Annotated in this window: 37 protein-coding genes; 36 read left to right on the forward strand and 1 reads right to left on the reverse strand. The window is 51.8% G+C overall.

The genetic code is table 11. The annotated features are described in order from the left end of the window. Positions 1–62 precede the first annotated feature (62 nt). The 34 genes from tuf to rpsI all read left to right on the forward strand — a co-directional run bounded on the left by tuf (position 63) and on the right by rpsI (position 18,668). Positions 63–1,265, forward strand: a complete 1,203-nt coding sequence (gene tuf, locus SE18_RS18060) for an elongation factor Tu (RefSeq protein WP_054535852.1) — start codon at positions 63–65, stop codon at positions 1,263–1,265. Between the two features lie 65 nt (positions 1,266–1,330). After that, the gene (gene rpsJ / locus SE18_RS18065) at positions 1,331–1,639 is read left to right on the forward strand and encodes a 30S ribosomal protein S10 (protein WP_041307187.1); all 309 of its coding nucleotides are present in this window, start codon (positions 1,331–1,333) and stop codon (positions 1,637–1,639) included. Between the two features lie 85 nt (positions 1,640–1,724). Continuing rightward, positions 1,725–2,363, forward strand: a complete 639-nt coding sequence (gene rplC / locus SE18_RS18070; protein ID WP_054535853.1) for a 50S ribosomal protein L3 — start codon at positions 1,725–1,727, stop codon at positions 2,361–2,363. A gap of 10 nt (positions 2,364–2,373) precedes the next feature. Further along, positions 2,374–3,003, forward strand: coding sequence for a 50S ribosomal protein L4 (gene rplD, locus SE18_RS18075; protein ID WP_054535854.1), 630 nt, complete (start codon positions 2,374–2,376; stop codon positions 3,001–3,003). A 12-nt stretch (positions 3,004–3,015) separates the two neighbouring features. Then, positions 3,016–3,312, forward strand: coding sequence for a 50S ribosomal protein L23 (gene rplW / locus SE18_RS18080; RefSeq protein ID WP_012192435.1), 297 nt, complete (start codon positions 3,016–3,018; stop codon positions 3,310–3,312). 11 nt (positions 3,313–3,323) lie between these two features. Continuing rightward, positions 3,324–4,151, forward strand: coding sequence for a 50S ribosomal protein L2 (gene rplB, locus SE18_RS18085; RefSeq protein WP_054535855.1), 828 nt, complete (start codon positions 3,324–3,326; stop codon positions 4,149–4,151). Between the two features lie 148 nt (positions 4,152–4,299). Continuing rightward, entirely contained in the window at positions 4,300–4,587 is a 288-nt protein-coding gene (rpsS, locus tag SE18_RS18090) for a 30S ribosomal protein S19 (RefSeq protein WP_041304992.1), read from the forward strand. Between the two features lie 10 nt (positions 4,588–4,597). After that, on the forward strand, positions 4,598–4,939 hold the full coding sequence (rplV, locus tag SE18_RS18095; RefSeq protein ID WP_012192438.1) for a 50S ribosomal protein L22: 342 nt from the start codon (positions 4,598–4,600) through the stop codon (positions 4,937–4,939). Between the two features lie 75 nt (positions 4,940–5,014). Further along, a complete protein-coding gene (gene rpsC, locus SE18_RS18100) occupies positions 5,015–5,725 on the forward strand; it encodes a 30S ribosomal protein S3 (protein WP_054535856.1) in 711 nt (236 codons plus the stop codon). 3 nt (positions 5,726–5,728) lie between these two features. After that, on the forward strand, positions 5,729–6,166 hold the full coding sequence (gene rplP / locus SE18_RS18105) for a 50S ribosomal protein L16 (RefSeq protein WP_012192440.1): 438 nt from the start codon (positions 5,729–5,731) through the stop codon (positions 6,164–6,166). Then, on the forward strand, positions 6,156–6,359 hold the full coding sequence (rpmC, locus tag SE18_RS18110; protein WP_054535857.1) for a 50S ribosomal protein L29: 204 nt from the start codon (positions 6,156–6,158) through the stop codon (positions 6,357–6,359). The genes rplP and rpmC overlap by 11 nt, the downstream gene beginning before the upstream one ends. Next, a complete protein-coding gene (gene rpsQ, locus SE18_RS18115) occupies positions 6,359–6,697 on the forward strand; it encodes a 30S ribosomal protein S17 (RefSeq protein ID WP_054535858.1) in 339 nt (112 codons plus the stop codon). The genes rpmC and rpsQ overlap by 1 nt, the downstream gene beginning before the upstream one ends. Then, positions 6,694–7,062: a 50S ribosomal protein L14 gene (rplN, locus tag SE18_RS18120; RefSeq protein WP_054535859.1), complete on the forward strand. Its 369-nt coding sequence runs from the start codon at positions 6,694–6,696 to the stop codon at positions 7,060–7,062. The genes rpsQ and rplN overlap by 4 nt, the downstream gene beginning before the upstream one ends. 72 nt (positions 7,063–7,134) lie before the next feature. Further along, a complete protein-coding gene (gene rplX, locus SE18_RS18125) occupies positions 7,135–7,443 on the forward strand; it encodes a 50S ribosomal protein L24 (protein WP_054535860.1) in 309 nt (102 codons plus the stop codon). A 165-nt stretch (positions 7,444–7,608) separates the two neighbouring features. Next, positions 7,609–8,148, forward strand: a complete 540-nt coding sequence (gene rplE, locus SE18_RS18130) for a 50S ribosomal protein L5 (protein WP_054535861.1) — start codon at positions 7,609–7,611, stop codon at positions 8,146–8,148. A 63-nt stretch (positions 8,149–8,211) separates the two neighbouring features. Beyond that, positions 8,212–8,397, forward strand: a complete 186-nt coding sequence (locus SE18_RS26865) for a type Z 30S ribosomal protein S14 (RefSeq protein ID WP_083469995.1) — start codon at positions 8,212–8,214, stop codon at positions 8,395–8,397. Positions 8,398–8,415: 18 nt separating this feature from the next. Then, complete coding sequence (rpsH, locus tag SE18_RS18135; protein ID WP_012192447.1) at positions 8,416–8,814, forward strand: 30S ribosomal protein S8; 399 nt, start codon at positions 8,416–8,418, stop codon at positions 8,812–8,814. Positions 8,815–8,869: 55 nt separating this feature from the next. Beyond that, positions 8,870–9,409, forward strand: coding sequence for a 50S ribosomal protein L6 (gene rplF / locus SE18_RS18140; RefSeq protein ID WP_054535862.1), 540 nt, complete (start codon positions 8,870–8,872; stop codon positions 9,407–9,409). Positions 9,410–9,478: 69 nt separating this feature from the next. Continuing rightward, entirely contained in the window at positions 9,479–9,844 is a 366-nt protein-coding gene (gene rplR / locus SE18_RS18145; protein ID WP_054535863.1) for a 50S ribosomal protein L18, read from the forward strand. Between the two features lie 17 nt (positions 9,845–9,861). Continuing rightward, positions 9,862–10,410, forward strand: a complete 549-nt coding sequence (gene rpsE, locus SE18_RS18150) for a 30S ribosomal protein S5 (protein WP_054535864.1) — start codon at positions 9,862–9,864, stop codon at positions 10,408–10,410. Positions 10,411–10,412: 2 nt separating this feature from the next. Further along, the gene (rpmD, locus tag SE18_RS18155; protein ID WP_054535865.1) at positions 10,413–10,610 is read left to right on the forward strand and encodes a 50S ribosomal protein L30; all 198 of its coding nucleotides are present in this window, start codon (positions 10,413–10,415) and stop codon (positions 10,608–10,610) included. Continuing rightward, complete coding sequence (gene rplO, locus SE18_RS18160) at positions 10,610–11,062, forward strand: 50S ribosomal protein L15 (protein ID WP_054535866.1); 453 nt, start codon at positions 10,610–10,612, stop codon at positions 11,060–11,062. Before rpmD ends, rplO begins: the two co-directional genes overlap by 1 nt. A gap of 105 nt (positions 11,063–11,167) precedes the next feature. Continuing rightward, positions 11,168–12,487 (forward strand): preprotein translocase subunit SecY, encoded by a 1,320-nt coding sequence (secY, locus tag SE18_RS18165; protein WP_054535867.1) that lies wholly within the window; start codon positions 11,168–11,170, stop codon positions 12,485–12,487. An 86-nt stretch (positions 12,488–12,573) separates the two neighbouring features. Further along, the gene (locus SE18_RS18170; protein ID WP_054535868.1) at positions 12,574–13,230 is read left to right on the forward strand and encodes an adenylate kinase; all 657 of its coding nucleotides are present in this window, start codon (positions 12,574–12,576) and stop codon (positions 13,228–13,230) included. Between the two features lie 195 nt (positions 13,231–13,425). After that, entirely contained in the window at positions 13,426–13,647 is a 222-nt protein-coding gene (gene infA, locus SE18_RS18175; RefSeq protein WP_012192455.1) for a translation initiation factor IF-1, read from the forward strand. An 80-nt stretch (positions 13,648–13,727) separates the two neighbouring features. Beyond that, positions 13,728–13,844 (forward strand): 50S ribosomal protein L36, encoded by a 117-nt coding sequence (gene rpmJ / locus SE18_RS26870; protein ID WP_083469996.1) that lies wholly within the window; start codon positions 13,728–13,730, stop codon positions 13,842–13,844. A gap of 12 nt (positions 13,845–13,856) precedes the next feature. Then, complete coding sequence (gene rpsM / locus SE18_RS18180) at positions 13,857–14,240, forward strand: 30S ribosomal protein S13 (protein WP_054535869.1); 384 nt, start codon at positions 13,857–13,859, stop codon at positions 14,238–14,240. A gap of 42 nt (positions 14,241–14,282) precedes the next feature. Next, entirely contained in the window at positions 14,283–14,696 is a 414-nt protein-coding gene (gene rpsK / locus SE18_RS18185) for a 30S ribosomal protein S11 (protein ID WP_012192457.1), read from the forward strand. A 158-nt stretch (positions 14,697–14,854) separates the two neighbouring features. Further along, on the forward strand, positions 14,855–15,490 hold the full coding sequence (rpsD, locus tag SE18_RS18190) for a 30S ribosomal protein S4 (RefSeq protein WP_054535870.1): 636 nt from the start codon (positions 14,855–14,857) through the stop codon (positions 15,488–15,490). Between the two features lie 42 nt (positions 15,491–15,532). Then, the gene (locus tag SE18_RS18195; protein ID WP_054535871.1) at positions 15,533–16,528 is read left to right on the forward strand and encodes a DNA-directed RNA polymerase subunit alpha; all 996 of its coding nucleotides are present in this window, start codon (positions 15,533–15,535) and stop codon (positions 16,526–16,528) included. A 14-nt stretch (positions 16,529–16,542) separates the two neighbouring features. After that, positions 16,543–16,890 (forward strand): 50S ribosomal protein L17, encoded by a 348-nt coding sequence (rplQ, locus tag SE18_RS18200; RefSeq protein WP_054535872.1) that lies wholly within the window; start codon positions 16,543–16,545, stop codon positions 16,888–16,890. Between the two features lie 9 nt (positions 16,891–16,899). After that, positions 16,900–17,727 (forward strand): tRNA pseudouridine(38-40) synthase TruA, encoded by an 828-nt coding sequence (gene truA, locus SE18_RS18205; RefSeq protein WP_054535873.1) that lies wholly within the window; start codon positions 16,900–16,902, stop codon positions 17,725–17,727. A gap of 102 nt (positions 17,728–17,829) precedes the next feature. Further along, entirely contained in the window at positions 17,830–18,264 is a 435-nt protein-coding gene (rplM, locus tag SE18_RS18210; RefSeq protein WP_054535874.1) for a 50S ribosomal protein L13, read from the forward strand. Positions 18,265–18,269: 5 nt separating this feature from the next. Next, positions 18,270–18,668, forward strand: a complete 399-nt coding sequence (gene rpsI, locus SE18_RS18215; protein WP_054535875.1) for a 30S ribosomal protein S9 — start codon at positions 18,270–18,272, stop codon at positions 18,666–18,668. Positions 18,669–19,014: 346 nt separating this feature from the next. Here the strand turns inward: rpsI and abc-f are convergent, their stop codons facing one another. Further along, positions 19,015–20,700 (reverse strand): ribosomal protection-like ABC-F family protein, encoded by a 1,686-nt coding sequence (abc-f, locus tag SE18_RS18220; protein ID WP_054535876.1) that lies wholly within the window; start codon positions 20,698–20,700, stop codon positions 19,015–19,017. Positions 20,701–21,021: 321 nt separating this feature from the next. Here abc-f and SE18_RS18225 point away from each other — a divergent pair, with 321 nt between their 5' ends. Together SE18_RS18225 and SE18_RS18230 are read left to right on the forward strand one after the other, a co-directional pair. Further along, positions 21,022–21,840 carry a sugar phosphate isomerase/epimerase family protein gene (locus SE18_RS18225; protein ID WP_054535877.1) on the forward strand — a complete coding sequence of 273 codons (819 nt, stop codon included), beginning with the start codon at positions 21,022–21,024 and terminating at the stop codon, positions 21,838–21,840. Positions 21,841–22,433: 593 nt separating this feature from the next. Next, on the forward strand, positions 22,434–23,966 hold the full coding sequence (locus SE18_RS18230; protein ID WP_054535878.1) for an aldehyde dehydrogenase family protein: 1,533 nt from the start codon (positions 22,434–22,436) through the stop codon (positions 23,964–23,966). Positions 23,967–24,321: the final 355 nt, after the last annotated feature.

Below are 24,321 nucleotides of genomic sequence, written 5' to 3' on the forward strand. Positions count from 1 at the left end.
CTGTTCCGTTGTCTTTTTGTCAGCGGCTAACGGTATTTGTAATAGCAGGAGCCACAACCAACATGGCTAAGCAAAAGTTTGAGCGGAATAAGCCCCACATCAACATTGGGACGATCGGGCACGTTGACCACGGCAAGACCACCTTGACTGCTGCCATCACCAAAACCATGGCACTCCGTGGCCGCGCTGAATTCCGCGCTTTCGACCAAATCGACAATGCTCCCGAAGAACGCGCTCGTGGGATTACGATTTCGATTTCGCACGTTGAATACGAAACCGAAAATCGGCACTATGCCCACGTCGACTGTCCAGGTCACGCCGACTATATCAAAAACATGATTACCGGCGCTGCCCAAATGGACGGTGCGATCTTGGTGGTTTCGGCCCCAGACGGCCCCATGCCCCAAACCCGCGAACACATCCTCTTGGCTGGCCAAGTCGAAGTGCCCGCGATGGTGGTCTTTTTGAACAAAGTCGACATGATGGACGACCCTGAGTTGCTCGAACTGGTCGAAATGGAATTGCGCGAGTTGCTGACCAAGTACGGCTTCCCGGGCGACGAAATTCCGATCGTGCGCGGCTCGGCCAAAGGCGCCTTGGATAGCGCATCAACCGATGCGAGCCAACCAGAGTATCAATCGATCCAAGAATTGATGCAAGCGGTTGACGACTATATCCCAACGCCAGAACGCGCGATCGACAAACCCTTCTTGATGCCCATCGAAGACGTGTTCTCGATCAAAGGCCGCGGTACCGTGGTAACCGGTCGGATCGAACGCGGGATCGTCAAAGTTGGCGATACGATTGAAATCATCGGGATGGGCCCAGACGTGCGCACCACCGCCGTGACCGGCGTGGAAATGTTCAAGAAGTTGCTGGACGAAGGTCGCGCAGGCGACAACGTGGGGGCACTCTTGCGCGGGATTGAACGGACGGATGTGGAACGCGGTCAAGTCTTGGCGAAGCCAGGCTCGATCAAACCCCACACCAAGTTCAAGGCCGAGGTCTACGTGTTGAAGAAAGAAGAAGGTGGCCGCCACAGCCCATTCTTCAGTGGCTATCGCCCACAGTTTTACGTGCGGACAACGGACGTGACGGGTGCGATTGGCTTGCCCGAAGGCGTGGAAATGGTGATGCCAGGCGACAACATCCAAATGACGGTGGAGTTGATCGTTCCGGTTGCTATCGAACAAGGCTTGAAATTTGCGATTCGTGAAGGTGGCCGCACCGTGGGTGCTGGTATCGTGACCGAAATCATCGCATAAGCTATAAAACGGCTGGCAGGTGTGCCCGTCACACCTGCCTTCTTTTGCGCTTAGGAGTAATGACGTTGGCAAAGCAAAAAGTTCGCATTCGCCTCAAGGCGTATGACCACAAGATCTTGGATCAGTCGGCACGCCAGATCGTGGATGCGGCAGAACGCACCGGTGCCCAGGTCGCTGGCCCAGTGCCGTTGCCGACCAAGATCGAAAAATACAGCGTGTTGCGCTCACCCTTCATTGACCGCGACAGCCAAGAACAGTTCGAAATTCGGACCCACAAACGTCTGATCGACGTGATCGATCCAAGCCAGCAAACGATCAACGCCTTGATGAAGCTGAACTTGCCCGCTGGTGTGGATATTGAAATTAAGCTCTAATCGGGAATCCCGCTTGGAGCCATAGCCAATACGGCTGGGCTTGGTCGCCCAGAGGCTCCGCACGCTATGGACTAAGGAGTAACCAATGCTCAATGGTATTTTGGGTCGCAAAATTGGCATGACCCAGATCTTCACCGAAAAAGGTGAAACCATTCCTGTCACCGTGATCGAAGCTGGCCCATGTGTGGTCACCCAACTTCGCACCAAGGACAAGGATGGCTATGAAGCAGTCCAACTCGGCTTCGGCGAAATCAAACCACGAAAAGTAACGAAGCCAATCCAAGGACACCTGAAAGCTGCTGGTCGGCTGGTTCGCTTCATGCGCGAAGTGAAAACCACCGACTTGAACGCACACACTGTCGGCGACGTGGTAAATGTTGATATTTTCCAACTCGGCGAAAAGATTGATGTCGTCGGCACAAGCAAAGGTCGCGGTTTTGCTGGTGTTGTTAAGCGCCACGGTTTCCGTGGTGGCCCAGCAACCCACGGTCAAAGCGACCGCCATCGCGCCCCAGGCTCGATTGGTTCAGGTACCACGCCAGGCCGCGTATGGAAAAACATGCGTATGGCAGGCCGTATGGGCAATGATCGCGTAACCGTTCAAAATTTGGAAGTGGTAAAAATTGACCTTGAACGCCACGTAATCTTAGTTAAAGGCTCAGTGCCAGGCGCTAAGAATGGTTTGGTGATGGTCTCACGGGCAGCTAAGGCCACGAAGAAATAGGAGTTGACGCATGGAAGCCAAGCTTTATAACCAAGCCGGTCAAGCTATCGGCACGCTTGAGCTGCAAGACTACATCTTCGGCATCGAGCCTAACATTCCCGTGATGCACCAAGCAGTCATTCGCCAACTGGCCAATGCACGTTTGGGCACTCACAGTACCAAGACTCGTGGTGAAGTACGTGGTAGCACGCGCAAGTTGTATCGCCAAAAAGGTACCGGTCGCGCTCGCCAAGGCGCTATTCGCGCCCCCCATCACTCAGGTGGTGGTGTTGTTCACGGGCCAAAGCCCCGCAAGTACACCAAAGATATGCCGCGCAAAATGCGGCGCTTGGCAGTACGATCGGCACTTTCGGTCAAATATGCAGATAACCAAATCATTTTCTTAGATGATTTGAGCATGAATGCACCAAAAACCAAAGACTTCCTGGCTTTGTTGAAAAACTTGCCTTTAGTCGGCGAAAAAACGCTGGTGGCATTGGGTGAAAAGAGCGATAACATCACGTTATCAACCAGCAACTTGCCAAATGTCAAGACCTTGTTGGCAGCCTACCTGAATGTTCGGGATCTGTTGAACTACGACACCTTGATTTTGCCCAAGTCGGCACTCAGCGTTGTTGAAACAATTCTGGGCAAAAAGTAGGAGATGCAACCGATGAACGCGCACGATATTATTATTCGCCCCGTCATCACCGAAAAAAATACGGCGTTGATGGAAGAGGGCAAATACACGTTCGAGGTGGCACAAGAAGCCAACAAGCCGATGATCAAGGCTGCTGTGCAACAGATTTTCAACGTCAACGTGAAAGCTGTTAACACCATGAATGTCAAGGGTAAGTTGAAAGTTCGCCGGACTCGCAATGGCCAACAAAGTGGCTACAGCCGCAGTTGGAAAAAAGCCATCGTTACGTTGGCTCCAGGCGAACGGATCGAAATCTTCGAAGATCTCTAGGAGGTTATGCAGTGGGCATCAAACGCTATAAACCGACATCGCCTGGTCGGCGTGGCATGACTGTCTCGGACTTCGCAGAAATCACGAAGTTCGAGCCAGAAAAAGCACTTACCGAACCCTTAAAGAAACATGCTGGCCGTAACAACCACGGCCACATTACCACCCGTCACCGTGGTGGTGGCCACAAGCGCCGCTATCGCTTGATCGATTTCAAGCGCAAGAAATTTGATATTCCAGCAAAAGTAGCGGGGATCGAGTACGATCCAAACCGCTCAGCGAATATCGCTTTGTTGCACTACACCGACGGCGAAAAACGCTATATCATTGCCCCATTGGGCTTGAAAGTTGGCGATATGTTGATGGCTGGCCCCAACGCCGAAATTCGGGTTGGTAACGCTTTGCCATTGGCCAACATCCCAATCGGTTCGCAAATTCACAACATCGAATTGACCCCCGGTCGTGGTGGCCAAATGGTGCGGAGTGCTGGTAACACCGCCCAATTGATGGCCCGCGAAGGTAACTACGCCACTGTGCGTTTGCCATCTGGCGAAATGCGCATGGTCCATATCAAGTGTATGGCTACCTTGGGTCAAGTCGGCAACGTTGATCACCAAAACATCATGATTGGGAAAGCTGGTCGCAGCCGCTGGTTGGGCCGTCGCCCAGTCGTGCGTGGTTCAGCAATGAACCCTGTTGATCACCCACACGGTGGTGGTGAAGGTCGTGCCCCAACTGGGATGAACCCCAAAACCAAATGGGGCAAGCCAGCAATGGGCAAAAAGACCCGCCACAACCCCCGCACCGATCGCTTTATCGTGCGGACGCGCAAGCAAAAATAAACCCTGGGGAGCGCTTCGTTGTGATGGCGCTCCTCACCTTGGAGCAAGGGCGGCTTGGCCGCCGCTGCACTGGGTTGCGATAACTCGTGCAGCGCCTTCTCCCTCGTGAGTAGTGACAACAACTACTGCAACTAAAGGAAGGAAACGAATGTCTCGTTCAACCAAAAAAGGTCCATTCGTTGACGTTCGGCTCTTGAGCCGCGTTGAAACGATGAATCGTGGCAATGAAAAGCGCCCACTCAAAACGTGGTCACGCGATTCAACCATCTTCCCTCAGATGGTTGGCCATACGATCGCTGTCCATGATGGCCGCCGCCACGTTCCAGTGTATATCACTGAAAACATGGTTGGTCATAAGTTGGGTGAATTCGCGCCGACCCGCACATTCCGTGGGCACGGTGGCAAAAAGGCCGACAAGCGCGGCAAATTAAAATAAGAGGTGCGCAATGCAAGCTAAAGCCATTCTGCGTAACTTCCGCATGTCGCCGCAAAAAGTTCGGCTGGTTGCCGACCTCGTGCGCGGTAAAAATGTGACGGAAGCGCTGGGGATTTTGCAATATCTGCCCCACAAGGCAGCCCCAGAAATTGCCCGCGTGATCAAGTCGGCCAAGGCCAATGCCGATCACAACTATCAAATGTCACCCGAGGATCTGGTCGTTAAAACGATTATGGTCGATGCTGGCCCAGTGCTCAAGCGCTACATGCCGCGTGCTCGTGGCCGTGGTGATCGTATCTTGAAGCGTTCGTCACACATTACCGTGATCGTCGATGACGGCGAAGTGTTGTAAAATCAACATTCAGAAGTCAAAATTCAAAATTGACCTTTGATTTTTGACTTTTGACTTTTCTCTAAGGAGGATCTCTTGGGTCGTAAAGTGCATCCGAATGGATTCCGCCTCGGCATCATCAAAGATTGGAAATCGAAGTGGTTTGCCGAGCGTAACTATACCGAACAACTGCACCAAGATTTGGCACTGCGCAAATATATCGAAGGTGCCGATGAGTTGAAAAACGCTGGTGTAGCCCACGTTGATATCGAACGCTCAGCCAACCGGGTTGAAGTGACCATCCACACGGCGAAGCCAGGGATCGTCATTGGCAAACGTGGCGCAAACGTCGATACACTCAAAAACCAAATTGAAAAACTCACAGGCAAAAAGGTGCGCTTGAATATTCAAGAAATTCACCAGCCTGAATTAAATGCTTACCTGGTGGCCGAAAGCGTTGCTGAACAAATCAGCAAACGGGTTTCACACAAACGCGCCATGAAGCAAGCAACCCAACGCGCCATGCGGCTTGGTGCCCAAGGCATCAAAGTCAAATGCTCAGGCCGTTTGGGTGGCGCTGAAATGAGCCGCTCATTGTGGGAACGTGAAGGTCGGGTGCCGTTGCACACCATTCGCGCAGATATCGACTACGCATTGGTGCACGCTCACACCACCTATGGCCGGATCGGGGTTAAAGTTTGGATTTATAAGGGCGATGTGCTTGGTCAACGCGAACGCCAAGCTGCTCCAGCAGCAGCCGCAGCCGATGCACCAAAAACCAACACTCGTTCGGGCAAGGGGTCGTAAACCATGTTAATGCCCAAGCAAATGAAATATCGCCGCCCACACCGCCCTCGAAATATCAAGGGTATTGCTCAGCGCGGCGCGACGGTGGCTTTCGGTGATTTTGGGTTGGTCTCACTCGAAGCAGGCTGGATTACCAGCCGCCAAATCGAATCAGCCCGCCGGACGATCACCAACTACGTTAAGCGGGGTGGTAAAGTTTGGATTCGGATCTTCCCAGATCGTCCAATTACCCAAAAACCTGCTGAAACGCGGATGGGTTCTGGTAAAGGTTCAGTTGAATACTATGTCGCAGTGATCAAGCCAGGTCGCGTGTTGTTCGAATTGAACGGCGTGCCCGAAGATGTGGCCCAAGAAGCACTGCGCCGCGCTGCCCAAAAGTTGCCTGTTAAGTGCAAATTCGTAACCAAGGCATCGCAGGAGGTTGGCTCAAATGAAGGCTAGTGAACTGCGCGATATGAGCAATGCTGATTTGGAAAAGTTGATCAACGATAACAAACAAGAGTTGTTCACCATGCGTTTCCAAAAATCAGTTGGCAAATTGACCAACACCGCTCGTGTGCGGTTGTTGAAAAAAGATATCGCCCGCGCCAAAACGGTCATCCACGAACGCAGCTTGGTGGCGGAGGGGAATTAATGAACGAGCATTTAGCAACAACTGACAGCCGCAAACAAAAAGTTGGCCGCGTTGTCAGCAGTAAAATGAACAAAACCGTGGTGGTTGCAGTCGATTACCTGCGCCCCCACCCGTTGTATCGCAAAACCGTGCGCCAAACCAGCAAGTTTTACGCTCACGATGAAAACAACGAATGTCATGTAGGCGATACCGTGGTGATTGAAGAAACCCGCCCCTTGAGCAAGCTCAAGCGCTGGCGTGTGGTCGAAATCGCCAAAAAGAATCGCCGCGAAGGCTTGAATGTCTTGCGCCAAGACGTTGTAACCGTTGAAGGCGAAACCGAGGAGGCCTCGTCGTGATCCAGCAAGAATCTCGGATGCGGGTTGCCGATAACACAGGCGCCAAAGAGCTGCTGTGTATTCGGGTGCTCGGTGGTACCAAGCGTCGCTACGCTAGCGTTGGCGATACGATCATTGCAACCGTCAAACAAGCCAACCCAGGTGGTTCGGCTAAAAAAGGCGAAGTTGTTCGTGCCGTAATCGTGCGGGTCAAAAAGGGCTACACTCGCCCAGATGGCTCGATGATTCAGTTTGATGATAATGCAGCCGTCATTATCAACCAACAAGGCAACCCTCGCGGCACGCGTATCTTTGGGCCGGTCGCCCGTGAATTGCGCGAAAAACAGTTTATGAAGATCATCTCACTTGCTCCAGAAGTGTTGTAACATTCTTCACGAGCTGTGGTACAATACAACGCTTGTGGGCAACCGCATAGCGTTGACTATGGAGGCAAAACCATGCACGTCAAAAAGGGCGACCGCGTAGTGGTACTTAGTGGGCGCGAAAAAGGCCGCGAAGGTGTAATCAAGCAGTCTTTGCCCAAAAAAGAACGCGTCGTCGTTGAAAATGTCAATATTGTTAAAAAACACGTCAAGCCGATGGGCAATCGCCAAGGCGGCATCTTAGAAGTTGAAGCTGCGATGCATGTCTCAAAAGTCATGTTAATTTGCCCAGCTTGTGGTAAGCCCTCACGGACTGGCCACCGCGTCAACGACGAAGGCAAAAAAGTGCGTGTTTGCAAGCAATGCAATGCCGACGTTGCCTAATTTGGCAAAGTCGAAGACAAATGAGCAATGAACAACCTTTAGTTGCTGACTACTCATTTGGTACGGAACTATCGTATTTTCCATCTGGGCTGGCGCAGTTGTGCCGCAACCGTTTGGTAGCCTTGGTTACCAATGCTGTCGCCGAACCCCAGAAGTGAGGAACCCATGGCACGTCTTAAGGATGTCTATTTGAAGACCGTGGCTCCTGCATTGTTCAAGGACTTTGGCTTTAAGTCCCCAATGCAAGTGCCCCGTATTACCAAGATCGTCATCAACATTGGCTTAGGTGAAGCGTTGCAAAACCCCAAAGCGGTGGAAGCAGCAATTGGCGATTTGACCATGATTGCAGGTCAAAAACCAGTTGTGACCCGCGCTAAGAAATCGTTGGCAGCCTTCAAACTCCGCCAAGGTATGCCGATCGGCGCAATGGTAACGCTGCGCAATGAACGCATGTACGATTTTTATGATCGTCTGGTTAACTTGGCGTTACCCCGTATCCGCGACTTCCAAGGCTTAAGCCGCAAATCGTTCGATGGTCGCGGGAACTACAGTATCGGTATTCGGGAACAAATCATCTTCCCTGAAATCGAATACGATAAAGTCGATAAAATTCGTGGGCTTGAGGTGGCGATTGTTACCACCGCTCCAAACGACGAACAAGGCTTTGCTTTGTTGAAGGCGTTGGGCATGCCGTTTCGTGACTAGAGTTGGCAAGGGACTACAGGGGTAGTCAACCGACAACTCGTAACTGGGAGGCCAAAACAGTCTATGGCTAAGAAATCGATGATCATCAAGGCGAATCGCGCACCAAAATTTTCAACGCAGGGATACAATCGCTGCAAGCGCTGTGGTCGGCCTCGGGCGTACATGCGAAAATTTGGTATCTGCCGGATCTGCTTCCGCGAGTTGGCTTCACAAGGCCTAATTCCCGGTGTAACAAAATCAAGCTGGTAGAACCAGGAGGACGAGCTAGTGAGCGTTAATGATCCAATTGCCGACCTGCTGACACGCATCCGCAACGCGGGTATGGCACGTCACCAAACAGTGACGATCCCATTGTCGAAAATCAAGCGCGGCATTGCTGAAATTTTGCAAGCCGAAGGCTATATTAAGAGCTTTGAGGTTCAAGAAGGCACACCATTCTCAAACTTGGTGTTGACCTTGAAATATGCTGCTGACCGCAAGCCAGTGATTACCGGCTTGAAGCGGGTTAGCCGCCCAGGCTTGCGGGTCTACACCAAGCGCAACGAGATTCCTCGCGTGCGCAACGGTTTGGGCTTGAGCATCCTTTCAACTCCTAAAGGGTTGATGACCGGCGATGCTGCTTGGAAAGCAGGCGTTGGCGGTGAAATTGTTTGTTACATTTGGTAATACTAAACGAGGACAACGGTAGGATTACCGTCATCACTCGTGGAGGAAATGACCCATGTCACGTATCGGTCGCAAACCGATTGAAGTTCCAGCTGGTGTAACTGTGAACGTCGACAGCGATAATGTTGTCACGGTCAAAGGCCCCAAAGGAACCTTGAGCGAAGCAATTCGCCCTGAAATTACGGTGAATATCGATGGCGCAACGGTAGAAATCACCCGCGTCAACGATAGCCGTCAGGCTCGCGCATTTCACGGTCTCTCACGGACGCTGGTCGCCAATATGGTTGACGGCGTGACCAAGGGCTTTGAAAAAACGCTCGAAATGAATGGTACAGGCTATCGCGCTACCCTTGATGGCAAAATCTTGGTGCTTTCGCTTGGCTTCTCGCACCCAGTGCGGGTTGAGCCATACGAAGGCAACAGCTTTGAAGTAGCTGAGCGCCGGGTTGTGATCAAAGGCCCCAACAAGCAAAAAGTTGGCGACCAAGCAGCGAACATTCGCAAGCTGCGTCCACCCGAACCCTACTTGGGCAAAGGCATCAAGTACAGCGACGAAGTGATCCGCCGCAAGGCCGGTAAAGCTGGTAAGAAGTAGGCTGTTGGCGGCGGCGTAGCGTGACCCCACTAACGCGCCGCCTAACCCACCTACAGGAGAAATATAGCAATGTCGAAATTTTCATCCCGCGAATTGCGCGCCCGACGGCATCGTCGGCTTCGTGGCCAACTGAGTGGCACACCTGAGCGCCCACGCTTGAATGTGTTTCGCTCAGGCCTGAATATCTATGCCCAAGTGATCGATGATCTCGCTGGTCATACGCTTGTTTCCGCGTCGACGATCGATACCGAATTACGCGGCAGCCTTGGTGAGCAACGCAAACTCGAACAAGCCCATTCAGTTGGCAAGGCCGTTGCAGAACGCGCTCGCGCCGCTGGGATTACCAAAGTGGTGTTCGATCGCGGTGGCTACAAATATCACGGTCGTGTGAAAGCTGTTGCCGAAGGGGCACGCGAAGGCGGACTTGAATTCTAATCAACTCTGGAGGCAACGTGGCGAAGCGAAATCGATCAAACGCTGACGAAGTTGAACTGGACGAACGAGTTGTCCAAATCAACCGGGTCGCGAAAGTGGTCAAGGGTGGCCGCCGCTTCAACTTTAGCACCGTCGTAGTCGTTGGCGATGGCAACGGCAATGTCGGGCTAGGGATGGGCAAGGCTTCTGAAGTACCTGAAGCTATTCGCAAGGGTGCTGAATCAGCTAAACGCAATATGATCGCGGTTTCGGTTATCGGAACCACCATTCCCCATGAAATTGTGTCAACCTATAAAGCATCCAAAGTGTTGCTTAAACCAGCTTCAGCTGGTACCGGCGTTATCGCTGGTGGTGGCGTGCGCGCCGTGCTTGAAGCCGCTGGCATCAAGGACGTTCTGACCAAATCATTGGGCAGCAACAACTCAGTCAATGTGGTGCGAGCTACGTTGAAGGCCCTTTCTGAATTGCGCACTCCGCAAGAAGAAGGCCGCCGCCGTGGCCGTGCTGCATCGTCATTCCGCCTGAGCGGCCAAAGCCGCGCCGTTATCAGCGGTACGGAGGAATAACGATGGCAACCTTACGTATTACGTATAAAAAAAGTTCAATTGGCTATAGCCAAGCGCAAAAAGATACCGTTCGCTCGCTCGGTTTGCGCAAATTGAACCAAGTGGTCGAGCTTCAAGATACTCCAGTTGTCCGTGGGATGATCTTCAAGATCAAGCACTTGGTAACTGTCGAGGAAGTGACTGCGACGGAGGCCAAGTAATGAAATTGCACGATCTGAAGCCAGCACCAGGCTCAACCCGCAAAACCAAGCGGGTTGGTCGTGGTCATGGTTCGGGCAAAGGGAAAACCTCTGGTAAAGGTATGATGGGTCAAAAGGCTCGTTCAGGGCCAAACCCATACCCACACTTTGAAGGTGGTCAGAATCCTTTGGTCCGCCGGATGCCCTACAAGCGCGGCTTTACCAACATTTTCCGGGTCGAATATACCATCGTTAACGTTGGCGATTTGACCGAATGGAACAATGGCGATGTAACGCCAGAAACCCTGCGCGAAGTCGGCTTGATCAAAAACCTCAAGCAACCTATCAAAGTCCTCGGCGATGGCGACCTGAACGTAGCCCTCAAGGTGCGTGTCCACAAGGTTAGCGCCAGCGCTCGCCAAAAAATTGAGGCTGCGGGCGGTTCAGTCGAATTGATTGACGCTGCCGCCTAAACAATGGTGATGCGATGACCTTCTTTTGCGACGGCGTAGCGGGCTTTGCCCAAGGCTACGCTGTTTGCAAATGAAGGTCATTCGTGCATTACACAGGAGAATTCCATGCTTCAAGCTGTGGTCAACGCACTTAAAATCGCCGAAGTGCGCAAGAAGATTTTGTTCACCCTGATGATGCTGGTGATCTTCCGCTTTATCGCGGCTATTCCAGTTCCAGGGGTCGATACAGCCGAACTTGATCGGTTGTTCAATGGTCAGTTGCCGTTAAGCGATTTGGCAAACTTCCTCAACTTGCTCTCTGGTGGGGCGTTGCGGCAGTTCTCCGTTGCAGCGATGGGGGTCTATCCCTACATCACGGCCCAAATTATTATGCAGTTGCTGATCCCGTTGATCCCAGCGCTGGAGCAATTGAGCAAAGAGGGCGAGCAAGGTCGCAATCGGATTCAGCGCTACCAATATTTCCTCACCGTGCCCTTGGCTTACCTCCAAGGCTATGGCCAAATTAAATCGCTGATCAACAGCGGGATCAATTTGTTTGGCACCTTGAACTTCAGCATTACCCAAAACTTCTTCCAAACTTTCTCGATCTTGACGATTATGGTCGCTGGCTCGATGTTCTTGGTTTGGATGGGCGAGTTGATCGACGAACGTGGCATTGGCAACGGTCTCTCGATGATTATCTTCGGCGGGATCGTGACCGCGCTGCCAAGCATGGTCTATCAAGCAATCACCACTTCAAGCTCAGGCAATAACGTGATCGGCGGGATTTTGCTGCTGATCGTGACCTTGGCTACCGTGGTTGGGATCGTCTTGATCACCGAAGGCCAACGCCGCATTCCAGTTCAATACGCCAAGCGCGTGCGTGGCAATAAGGTCTATGGCGGTCAATCGAGCCACTTGCCGTTGAAGGTTAATATGGCTGGGATGATTCCCTTGATCTTCGCCCAAAGCATTTTGATTTTCCCCAGCACCGTTGCTTCTTACTTCTGGAAGCCTGATGGTACTGGTTTCCTCAATGGCATCGCGAACTTCTTCGTTAACAGTTTTGGCCCCAATGGCTTGGCCTTTACCTTGGCGATGTTCGTGTTGGTATTGCTCTTCACCTATTTCTATGCCTTGGTGATGTTTAACCAACAAAACTTGCCTGAAATGTTGCAACGCAATGGTGGCTTTATTCCTGGCATTCGCCCAGGCCGCAACACCGAAGTCTATTTAACCAAAGTGCTTAACCGCATTACCTTGATTGGCGCGGTTGGCTTGGCTGTGGTTGCTGCCTTGCCCTACTTTGTGCAACAAATTACAGGCTTGCAAATTGGCTTTAGCAGCACCGGTTTGTTGATTGTGGTTGGTGTGGCGGTCGATACCATGCGCCAACTCGAAGCTCAAATGATGATGCGCAATTACGAAGGCTTCATCTCGCGCTAAGAAACGCTACCTGCTTTTGGCAGGTGGTGCTACGGCGAACAAAGGCGTTCGCCGTTCTTTGCTGACTCACCGAGGAGCACTATCCTATGAACATCATTTTGCTTGGTTCGCCCGGAGCTGGCAAAGGAACCCAGGCAACTGAGTTGGAAGCAGCAACCGGCATGAAGCACATCGCCAGCGGCGATATGTTTCGGGCTGCTGTGCGCGAAGGCACACCACTGGGAACACTCGCTCAATCGTACCTCGATAAAGGCGAGCTGGTGCCCGATGATGTTGTGATTGGCATGGTTTTGGAACGGGTGCAACAACCAGATTGCGCCAATGGGGTGATTTTCGATGGTTTTCCACGCACCCCCCAGCAAGCCGAAGCCCTGCAAGCAGCTTTAGCTGAACATAACGATGCGATCAATGCTGTGTTGTTGTTGCATGTCGATAAAGATGTGCTGATTCAACGGGTGATTGGGCGCTGGACTTGCAGAAAATGTCAAGCTGTATATAATACATACTTCCGAGCACCAAAAGTCGAGGGTGTTTGTGATCTCTGCGACGGCGATTTGTACCAACGCAGCGATGACAACCTTGAGACGATCAACCATCGACTTGATGTTTATGCAGCTCAAACATCGCCGCTGATTGCCCATTATCGCACGCAAGGCATCTTGCATGAAATTAATGGTCTAGGCGAGATTGACGATATTACTGCACGCATGGTTCAAGCAATTGAATCGGCAAAGCCGTGCTAAATTTGTGGTATAGTAATAGGTACCGATGCAGAAGCATGGGCCGATGGCCTATGCTTCTAGCTTGCTGCGTATGCTATACACCGTCGTCTGACGTATTGCACAGCCCAGTGACGGATTATTCTTTGGGGCAATCGCGCACCACTCGCAACGCATGCGACCATTGCCACCGCTGATGTGCTAGTTTTAAGGAGTCATATGGCCAAGAAGAAGGATGTCATTGAGGTCGAGGGCGTTATTACTGAGCCACTGCCAAACGCGATGTTTAAAGTAGCGTTGGATAACGGGCTGGAAGTATTAGCACATGTCTCTGGCCGGATTCGGATGAATTACATTCGGATTCTGAAAGGTGACCGCGTGTTAGTTGAACTCTCGCCCTATGATCCAACTCGTGGCCGTATTACTTATCGGTACAGATAACACACTGACCACCGCAACCAATGCCTCTGGCCGAAGCGGACGGAGGGTTGGATTGTTGTGTGTCTACGAGCGAGGTTCCGATGAAAGTCCAACCATCAGTCAAACCACGCTGCGAATATTGCCGGGTCATTCGTCGTAAGGGCGTTGTCCGTATCATTTGCAGCCGCACCCCGAAGCATAAGCAACGGCAAGGCTAAGAGGAGCATCGAATGGCACGTATTTCAGGGGTTGATATTCCCCGCAACAAACGGGTGGAAATTTCCCTTACCTACATCTATGGGATTGGGCGCACCACCAGCAGCGAAATTCTGGCGCGCACCAATATCAATCCAAATGTTCGGGTCAAAGATTTGACCGAAGACGAAGTAATTCGTTTGCGCGAAATCATCGACCAAGATTACACCGTTGAAGGCGATTTGCGCCGGGCTGTTCAATTGAACATCAAGCGTTTGATGGACATTGGCTGCTACCGTGGGATTCGCCACCGCAAAGGCTTGCCATTGCGTGGTCAACGCACCAAAACCAACGCCCGTACCCGCCGTGGTAAAAAAGGCGCAGCAATTGGTGGCAAGAAGAAAGCTACCAAGAAGTAATTTCCTGAATTTTTATTTTCAACGCTATTTCGGAGGCCTTGAATGGCGAAACAAGCAAAAGCGGGAGCAGCTCGCCGCCCTCAACGCGGTCGTCGCCGTGAGCGTAAAAATGTGCCTCGTGGCCAAGCTCACGTCCAAGCGACCTTTAACAACACGATCGTTACAATCACCGACCCAGCTGGCAACGTGGTTTGCTGGAGCAGCGCTGGCGCAAGTGGCTTCAAAGGCTCACGCAAAAGCACGCCCTACGCAGCCCAAGTAACTGCCGAACAAGCAGCCCGCAAAGCCATGGATAACGGCATGCGCGTGGTTGAAGTGTATGTTAAAGGCCCTGGTGCTGGCCGTGAATCAGCAGTGCGCGCACTGCAAGCGACTGGCTTGTCGGTTATTGCAATCACCGATGTTACGCCAATCCCACACAATGGCTGCCGCCCACCAAAGCGCCGCCGCGTGTAATGGCTTCGCGGCAGCATGCTGCCGCGGAAGTGTGTAGTAGCAACGCCACGACTAAGATACGTGAGCAGGATGAAGCACGGCTGTTCCTATACGTGGAAATAGGAGTCGGTGTGTAAACTGCCTTGGCAATTAGGAATTGCGAAGGGACAAACAAGAACATGGCTCGATATACTGGTCCAGTATGTAAATTGGCACGCCGCGAAGGCGTTGACCTAATGCTCAAGAGCGGTAACAGTGGCCGCAAGGTGCTTGAGCGCCGTGGGAGCCAGCCCCCTGGTCAACATGGGGCTTCAGTCCGACGACGACAATTGTCTGATTATGGTGTTCAGTTGCGTGAGAAGCAAAAAGTTCGCCGCATCTATGGTGTTTTGGAACGTCAGTTCCGCCGCTATTATGGCATTGCGACCCGTACCACCGGCCAAACCGGTGCTGTGCTCTTGCAAATTTTGGAACGTCGCCTCGATAATGTGGTGTTCCGCTTAGGCTATGCGGTTACCCGCGCCCAAGCTCGCCAGTTGGTCAACCACGGTCACATTACCGTGAATGGCCGCAAAACCGATATTCCTTCAGCCTTGGTTGAAGTTGGCGATGTAATTGGCGTGCGTGCAGAAAGCCGCAAACGCGATTATTTCAAAGATCTCGAAGAAACCAAACAACTGAACCGCGTGTCACCACCAAGCTGGTTGTCACTTGACGCTGGCAAGTTGGAAGGGGTTGTGCAAACCTTCCCTTCACGCGAGGAGTTGGATATGTCGATTAACGAGCAGTTGATTGTTGAATTCTACAGCCGCTAATCGGACGTAATCGGTATCACTATCCCAGCAGGAGGCGGATACGTGCTAGACATTGCAATGCCCAAACTCGAATGTGTCGCAGCGGCGGAGAACTATGGGCGGTTCAAAATTGAGCCACTGGATCCCGGTTACGGGCATACCTTAGGGAACGCGCTGCGGCGGGTGTTGTTGTCGTCCATCCCTGGGGCAGCGGTCATCAAGATTAAAATTGATGGGATTTTCCACGAGTTTTCGCCAATTCAAGGCGTGCGTGAAGATGCTACCGAGATTGTGTTGAACGTTAAAGGCATTCGTTTGCGCTCCTACGCCGAACGCCCAGTCAAGATGATTTTATCCAAGACTGGCCCAGGCGTGGTGCGCGCAAGCGATATTGAATGCCCTTCAAACGTGGAGATCGTTAACCCCGATCACTACATCGCAACCCTCGATAGTGCCGATGCTCGCTTGGACATGGAGCTGACCGTCGAACGTCACCGCGGCTATCTGCCAGCTGAAAATCGTGACCCGGTGCCGATTGGCGAAATTCCGGTGGATGCGATCTTCACGCCGGTGCACAAGGTTAATTACGTTGTGGAACATACCCGCATTGGCGGGATGACCGACTTCGACCGCTTGTTGCTTGAAATTTGGACTGATGGCACGGTCAAGCCAGGCGATGCCCTGAGCTACGCCGCGCAAGTGCTGGTCCAATATTCATCGATCATCGCCGATTTCAATCGCTTTGACGATGAACAAGAACAAGTTGGCGATGCCAACGGTCTGGTGATTCCCAGCGAGATCTACGACATGCCGATCGAAGATCTTGACCTTTCAACCCGCACCTACAACTGTCTCAAGCGTGCTGACATCACCAAGGTGGGTCAAGTGCTGGAGATGGACGAGAAGCAACTGCTGGCTGTGCGGAACTTGGGGCAAAAATCAATGGACGAAATTCGCGAGAAATTAATCGAGCGCAATTTACTGCCAACCTTGCCTTTCAACTCCGCTATTCTGAACACCAATGTCGCTGCCCGTCTGAACGACGGTAGCGCTGAATAGACGAGGATCGTTTCATGAGACACCGTAAGTCTGGCAAGAAGATGGGCCGGCCAACGGCTCAGCGCAAAGCCTTATACCGTAGCTTGATGATTGCCCTTATCGAGCACCGCGGCATTACAACCACTGATGCTAAGGCCCGCGCTGTTCAACCAGAAGTTGAAAAATTGATTACATTGGGTCGCTTTGATACTCCCCACAATCGCCGGATGGCGCTTTCGAAGCTGCACAGCAAGAATGCCATGAACCTTTTGTTCCAAGTGGCTCCTGCTTACGCCGAACGCCCAGGTGGTTACACGCGGATTGTCAAAATGGGCTTCCGCAAAGGCGACGCTGCGGAAATGGCTCGGATTGAATTGGTCTAAGTTTGCCGTATGAGCCGTACTTTAGCATTGTGTTTTGAATATGTCGGCACTGCTTTTTGCGGCTCGCAATGGCAACCAGGCGGTCGCGCCGTGCAAACGGAGTTGGAGACCGCTTGGCAACGATTAACAAGCGATAATGGGCGTTGGATTTTTGCCGGTCGAACCGATGCAGGAGTTCACGCCCTAGCCCAAGTCGCCCATATCGTCAGCACGACTGACCGGAGTTTGGATACAATTGCCAAGGCAATGAATGCCATTACGCCATCAGATATTAGTGTTCACGAAGCATGGGAGATGCCAACTGGCTTTCATTCCCGCTTTAGTGCTCGTCAACGAACATATCGCTATGTTTTTGATAGTGCACCTGCACCCTCGGCCACGCTCAATGGGCGGGTGCTGCGCCTCGATCATCAACTTGATTGGGCGGCGATGCAGGCGGCCTTGGATACGCTGATTGGCATTCACGATTTTGCGGCGTTCGCTGGCGCTGGTCACGAAGGCTCAACCATCCGCAACTGTTATTTGGCGCAATTGCGCCCAGCAGAGTGGCTTGGCCGCCCAGTGACTGTCCTGCATTTGCAGGCTAATGCTTTTCTGAAGCATATGGTGCGCAATATCGTTGGCACTTTACTGATGGTTGGCGCTGGCAAGCTTTCATTGGAAGCTTGGCTGGCAATTATCGCCAGTCGCGACCGTCGGAACGCAGGACCAACCGCGCCCCCACAAGGGTTGTATTTAGAGTCGATTGGCTATGACCCAGCACTTCAGCCATTGGCGACAAGTTCACGCTGGGATGGCACGACCTATTTTCGGACGTATCAAGGCGAAACGGTGTGAATACGGGCAGTTTGCCAACGCTTCTCACCGCCACCCTTACAACGATTTGTGAACATGCCAGCGTGGCATAATTCACAATTCATACACGAGGAATTCAGCAGCATGAAGACTTATAGCCAAAAAGCTTCGGAGATTCAGCGCGAATGGCTGGTCGTCGATGCAGAAAATCAGGTGCTTGGTCGGCTCGCGACCCAAATCGCAACCCTGATTCGCGGCAAACACAAGCCAACCTACACGCCTAGCATGGATGGCGGCGATTTTGTCGTCGTGGTCAACGCTGAGAAAATTCGCGTTACCGGCGATAAAGCCAACCAAAAAATTTACTATCGCCACTCGAACTTTCCTGGTGGTTTGAAGCGCACCGCTTATAAAGTGATGATGCAAACCCACCCAGAGCGGATCATTTACTTTGCGGTTAAAGGCATGTTGCCACGCAATCGCTTGAGCCGCCACATTATCAAGAAGTTGAAAGTGTATGCAGGTGCAAGCCATCCCCATGCATCACAATCACCTAAAACCTATGCGGTGAAAGGTTAATCCCGATGAGTGAACAACGCTATTTCCAAGGCACTGGTCGCCGCAAGACCGCTGTGGCCCGGGTCCGCTTGTATCCTGGCACCGGTGAGTTCGTGGTCAATGGCCGCACCTCAGAAGAATTCTTCGGTGGTCGCGCGCTGTACCAACAATTGATTCGCCAACCATTGTTGGCTGCCAATCAATTGGGCTCGTTCAATGTGTTGGTCAAGGTTCGTGGCGGTGGCGACACTGGCCGTGCCGAAGCTGTACGCCACGGCGTAGCTCGCGCTTTGGTCGATGCTGATGCAGCATTCAAGCCAATTATGCGCGCTGCTGGCCTCTTGACCCGCGACGCTCGTAAAAAGGAACGGAAGAAACCAGGTTTGGTTAAGGCTCGCCGCGCCAAACAATACACCAAGCGGTAAGTTTTTTACCCTTTGGTGTCCGGTTTCCCCCAGCCACGGAGCTTCGGTTCCATGGCTGGGGTTGGTTTTTTTAGGGGTCAGGGTTCAGGGGCTAGGGGTCAGGGTAACAAAACCACGAAGAACAGAGAGCATAGAATAAAGAGCATAGAACATAAAGGCTGTAGGCTAAGGGCTATCGCGAATAAGTTGTAATACTAAAAGCCAAAAGCCAGTAGCCATTCTTCGTGTTCTTCGTGTTCTTCGTGGATCAAAATCTTAACGCAGAGCTGTAGAGTTAAATTTTCGATCCCCAACCCCCGCCAACCGATCCCCATTTCCTATGTTCTATGTTCTATGCTCTTTGTTCTTATTTTTTGGCTTTGGCCTTGGCTTTGACCACAACTGGCTCAATGACTGGTGGTGGCGGGGCTTTGCTAGCCTCGCGCCAAGCACTATAGCCACCAAGATGGGCGCTTAGGCTGCCATCAGCCACCGCCCACACTCGATCCACCACCCGATCAAGGAAGTAGCGGTCGTGCGAAATCACGATTACCGTGCCATCGTAGCGCTCTAAGGCATCTTCCAAAACTTCAACCGAATCAATATCCAAGTGGTTGGTTGGCTCATCGAGAATCAAGCAATTGGGCTTGGCTAACATCAACAAGGCCAATTGTAGTCGCGCGCGTTCGCCGCCAGAAAGCGAGCCAATCGTTTGGCGACATTGATTGTAGCTGAACAAGAAGCCACCCAAAAATGCCACCGCTTGGCCTTCATACATCGAGCGTGTCAGGCGCACCACGTCAATCGGAGTTTGGTTGTGATCAAGGGTCTCAACGCCTTGGGCAAAATAGCCAATTTCGATCGACGGCCCAACCCAAACCATGCCATCGCTTGGCTCATATTGGCCATGCATCAGCTTGCCCAACACGCTTTTGCCAGAGCCGTTTTGGCCGATAATTCCAACCCGCTCGCCACGCCAAATTGTTTGCTCGATGCCAAGCAGCACCAAATCATCACCGAAACTCATGCTTACATCGCGTAGGTCGATGATTTTCTGGCCACCGCGTTGCTCGGAGCGTAGGCTCAAGCCAACTTTACGGCGTTCGAGCACTGGCTTTTCAACTTTATCCAGCTTGTCGATTTGCATTTGCTTGACCCGCGCTTGCTTGATATGGCGCTCATTTGGCACCATCGAAGCCCACAATTGAAAACGCTTAATTGCTTCTTCTAAGCGATTAATTTCCTTTTGCTGCGCCACAAAATCTTGCTGCTGGCGTTGCAAAGCCAATTGGCGATTAACAGCGTAGGTTGAATAATTGCCAAGCCAGAGGCTGGTTTTGCCATCTTCTAAATGAACCACACTGGTGATAGTTTCATCGAGCAAATAGCGATCGTGAGCCACAATCACCACAGCTCCACTAAACTCACGAATTGTTGCTTCCAAAAATTCGCGCCGATTCAAATCAAGGTGGGTTTCTGGCTCGTCGAGGAGTAATAAATCAGGCCGCTGCATCAAACAGCTTGCCAAGCCAATCATTTTGCGTTGACCACCGCTGAGGGCACTGGTTGGCAAATTCAAATCATTGGCATCAAAGCCAAATTGCTGTAAATAGCCGCGCGCATCGTTGGCGAGCATCGAGCCGCCAAGCTCCTCGAATTGGTTCAACAAGCGGCTATGCTGCTCTAAAACCTGATTCATGCGTTTGAGGTCGTTGGCGATAGCTGGCTCGCCAAGTTGGGTTTCGCAAGCCTGAATCTGGGCTTCTAGCTCAGCAAGATCAGGCCGGGCAGCCATGACGGTTTGCATTGGGTTGCGTTGATCGCCAACAATATGTTGCGAAAGATAGGCGATGCGCAAGCCTCGGCGGGTAGTAATTAAGCCTGCGGTTGGGGTTTCGAAGCCCGCCAATAAACGCAGCAAGGTTGATTTGCCTGCGCCATTCGCACCAACCAAGCCAATCCGTGCTCGTTCGTGAATTTCCCAATTCAATCCGTTTAAGATGCTGCGACCGCCAACGCTGTAGTGTAGATTTTGGGCACTTGCAATAATCATTCGGGCAACCTCCACAGTAGGGGGCAGCACTATGCACAGCGATCAAAAAAAGACTAGGGGCGCATAATGCTGCCCCTAGTCTTGATCAGTTGGTTTCAATTACCAATTGGTTCAGATTTTAGGCGCAGCTATCCTGTCTGCGCCTTTGTTGAACCCTTTCCGTGCGTGAATCACGCCCATAAATGCATTGAAAACCATGATCGTCTTCCAATCTATAATCCAATATGTCGGTTAGGATAGCACACGCCACCAAATGGCGAAATCGGTCTTTAGGCCGAATCGATCATCAAGCCAAACCCATTTATTATAGCGAGGAAGCATATGAGTCTATTAATTGGCCTAAATGGGCGTTTTTTTGAGCAAAATTGGCGTCCAGCGCTTGCTGAAATTGAGTTTGCTGCTGCCAATGATTTTGCCTGCATTCAGTTTCAGGGTAAGCCAGCAGGCTTGCAAGCAACCGCCTTGGGAGCCGATTTTGCCAGCATTCGCCAGCAACTTCAAGCCAAGCGCGTTATGGCGGTAATGGAAATAGCCATCAAAATTGAGGCCAATGGACGCTCAGCAGCAGGCCAAACCCCGCTTGATGTGCTCGAAGCCAATTTGCCTGCCATCAATGGCTTGGGCTGCGAGTATGTGCATTGGCATTTGTACAATTTGCCAGCCTTAGAGCCAGCGCAGGTTGCCGAGCTAGAAATTGCCCTACAAGCGCAATTTGCAGCAGGCGTGGCCTTGGGCCAGCAACATGGCTTTCGATTTGGCTTTGAGCATAACGACCCAATTTTGCGCTTGTTTACGACGCCGCAAGCCTGTAGCCAGCTTTTGGAGGCTGTGCCATGTTTGGGCTTTGTGTGGGATTTTAATCATACCCTACCTGAGGATTTGGCTGGTTTTTTGGCGCTGATTCCACGCATGAGCATGCTGCATATTTCCGACACGCCGTTACCTGAAGTTAATTATCATCTGCCTTTGGGGATGGGTACGCTTGATGTTGCTGCTTATTGCCAAGCGTTGCTTGCGGCAAATTTCCATGGCCCAGCTATTTTAGAGATTGGGGGCTTGCCCAAATCTGGTGGCTATGGGTGGGATACAGATGTGGCATTAATTGATTCGTTACAACGCTTGCAGTCAGCTTTGGCGTAGTCTATTGGCAGTTTATTCAATTAATTTTTTAATGCAGAGCCGCAGAGGGAGGCGAGGGTTCAGGGATGTTTGGCTCTCGGCGTTGATTTTTTCGATCAATCTCCGCTATCCCATAGCCCAAAGCCTATAGCCATTTCATTCTTCGCGTTCTTGGCGGTTTCGTGCCCTAACCCCTGAACCCCGATTCCCAATCGTTTCGCCACCCTTCCGTCCCTCCGCCGGAGGGAGACGCAGGGGTTTTCAGCCCCTGCACCCCAAATATTTGTGCGGTGGAATGTTGTACTTTTTCTACATCCCCAATGATTGTTCTTCAAAAGATTTTATCCACGAAGGACACGAAGAATAAAACCGCGAAGAACGCGAAGATCACGAAGGTTAAGATTTCTTGCCACAGATTCACCCAGATTTTTAGGATTGGGCTTTATGTTCTATGTTCTATGCTCTTTGTTCTATATTCTGCTTTTGGCTTCATCCCTCATAATTCATCCTTCATTCTTTACTCCCCCAATCGCCACGTGACACCTTGCGTCATAAACCTGCTTAGGGTATGATCAAGGCATAACGACTGTGCGCCTTCAACGGAGAACGCCAAGATGACTCAATCAGATAGCCTGCGCGCTTTTGGCCTGTATATTGACGGAGCTTGGGTCGCGGCCAGCGATGCTGCGAGTGAAACCCTGTATAACCCTGCGACGGGCGAGCCAATCGCTCAGGTGGCGCGGGCAACCATCCACGATATTGATCGAGCGGTTGATGCTGCGCGAAAGAGTTTTGATATTGGCTCGTGGTCGCAAATGCGGCCTGTCGAACGCGCCAAAGTTCTCGAAGCAATCGCCGATGTGCTCGAAGAAAACACCGATGAACTAGCTGAACTCGAAACCCTCAACGGCGGGGCGACGCTCCGCAAAAGTTCATGGCTCGATATTCCGGTTGGCATCGAGCATTTGCGCTATTTTGCCGATTTGGCGCGCCAACATCCAATGCAAAGCTTGCCCTACATCGATTTTCCTTCGCCAAGTGCCAACGCTGTTTGGCGCGAACCAATTGGGGTCTGCGGGCAAATTATCCCTTGGAATTACCCCTTTTTGATGGCGATTTGGAAGATCGGTCCAGCCTTGGCCGCTGGTAATAGCCTCATCCTCAAGCCTGCTTCGTTAACCCCAGTGAGCGCCTTGCGCATGGCCGAATTGATCCACGAGGCCGATTTGTTGCCCCATGGGGTTTTTAATGTGGTGACTGGGCCGGGAAGCTTGGTTGGCGAACGTCTGACCAGCCATCCAAAGGTCGATAAAATTGCCTTTACTGGCTCGACTGAGGTTGGCCGCCAGATTGCCGAAGTGGCAGGCCGTAATCTCAAACGAGTAACCTTGGAGCTTGGCGGTAAATCGCCAGTCATTGTGTTGCCCAATGCCGACCTTGATTTGGCAGTTGATGGGGCAATTTGGGCAGCGTTTATGCACTCTGGCCAAAGCTGCGAAGCTGGTACACGCTTGCTCTTGCCCGATTCGCTGCACGATGAGTTTGTTGAACGCCTTGTTGCGCGGGTTGAACAATTGGTGCTTGGCGATCCGCTTGATCTGACGACTGATTTAGGCCCGTTAGTTTCTGCGGCCCAAAAACGCGCTGTCGAAGCCTATATTGAGCTAGGCATTCAAGAGGGTGCGACCTTGCGCTGTGGCGGGGTTGGCAGCGACGATCCTGCGCTTGCCAATGGCCATTTTGTGCGGCCAACGATTTTTACCGATGTGAATAATCGGATGCGAATTGCCCAAGAAGAAATTTTCGGGCCTGTGCTCTCAGTTATTCGCTATCAAACAGTTGGCGAGGCAATTACGCTAGCCAACGATACCAATTATGGGTTGGCTGCCAGCGTTTGGAGCCGCGATTTGCAAGATGCCCAAGAAGTGGCGCGGGCAATTCGGGCTGGGACCGTTTGGATCAACGATCATCATTTGATCAATGCCAAAGCACCATTTGGTGGCTACAAAGATAGTGGGATTGGCCGCGAGTTGGGGCCAAATGCGCTTGATGCCTATAGCGAAATTAAGCATATTCATACCGACTTGACCCAAGAGCGCACCCGCCGTATTTGGGTCGATATTGTCACGCCTCGTCTCGACGACTAAGTTAAGAAGGATGAAATATGAGGGATGAAGGATGAAGGAGCAACGTTTTTAACCACGAAGAACACGAAGGATTATGATTTAGTGCTATCCTCGGGTTCTTCGTGGCGAGAATGATTTAGATTTATGTCATAGCTTCTCGGCTACGAACCACGACATATGAGTTTCATCGATCAAAGATTGCTTTCCAAATCATGTCCTTTAGGGGGTGCAGGGGGATGAAAATCCACTGCGTCTCCCGCCTCAAGGCGGGACGGAAGGGTGGTGATCATCATTTGATGAAACTGTTCACTATTTAGTTAGTAATTGGCCTTGAGTAGGGAATGGGAAAATACTCAATCCATATAGTTCTGAGATT

The organism is Herpetosiphon geysericola, assembly GCF_001306135.1.
Classification (GTDB): domain Bacteria; phylum Chloroflexota; class Chloroflexia; order Chloroflexales; family Herpetosiphonaceae; genus Herpetosiphon; species Herpetosiphon geysericola.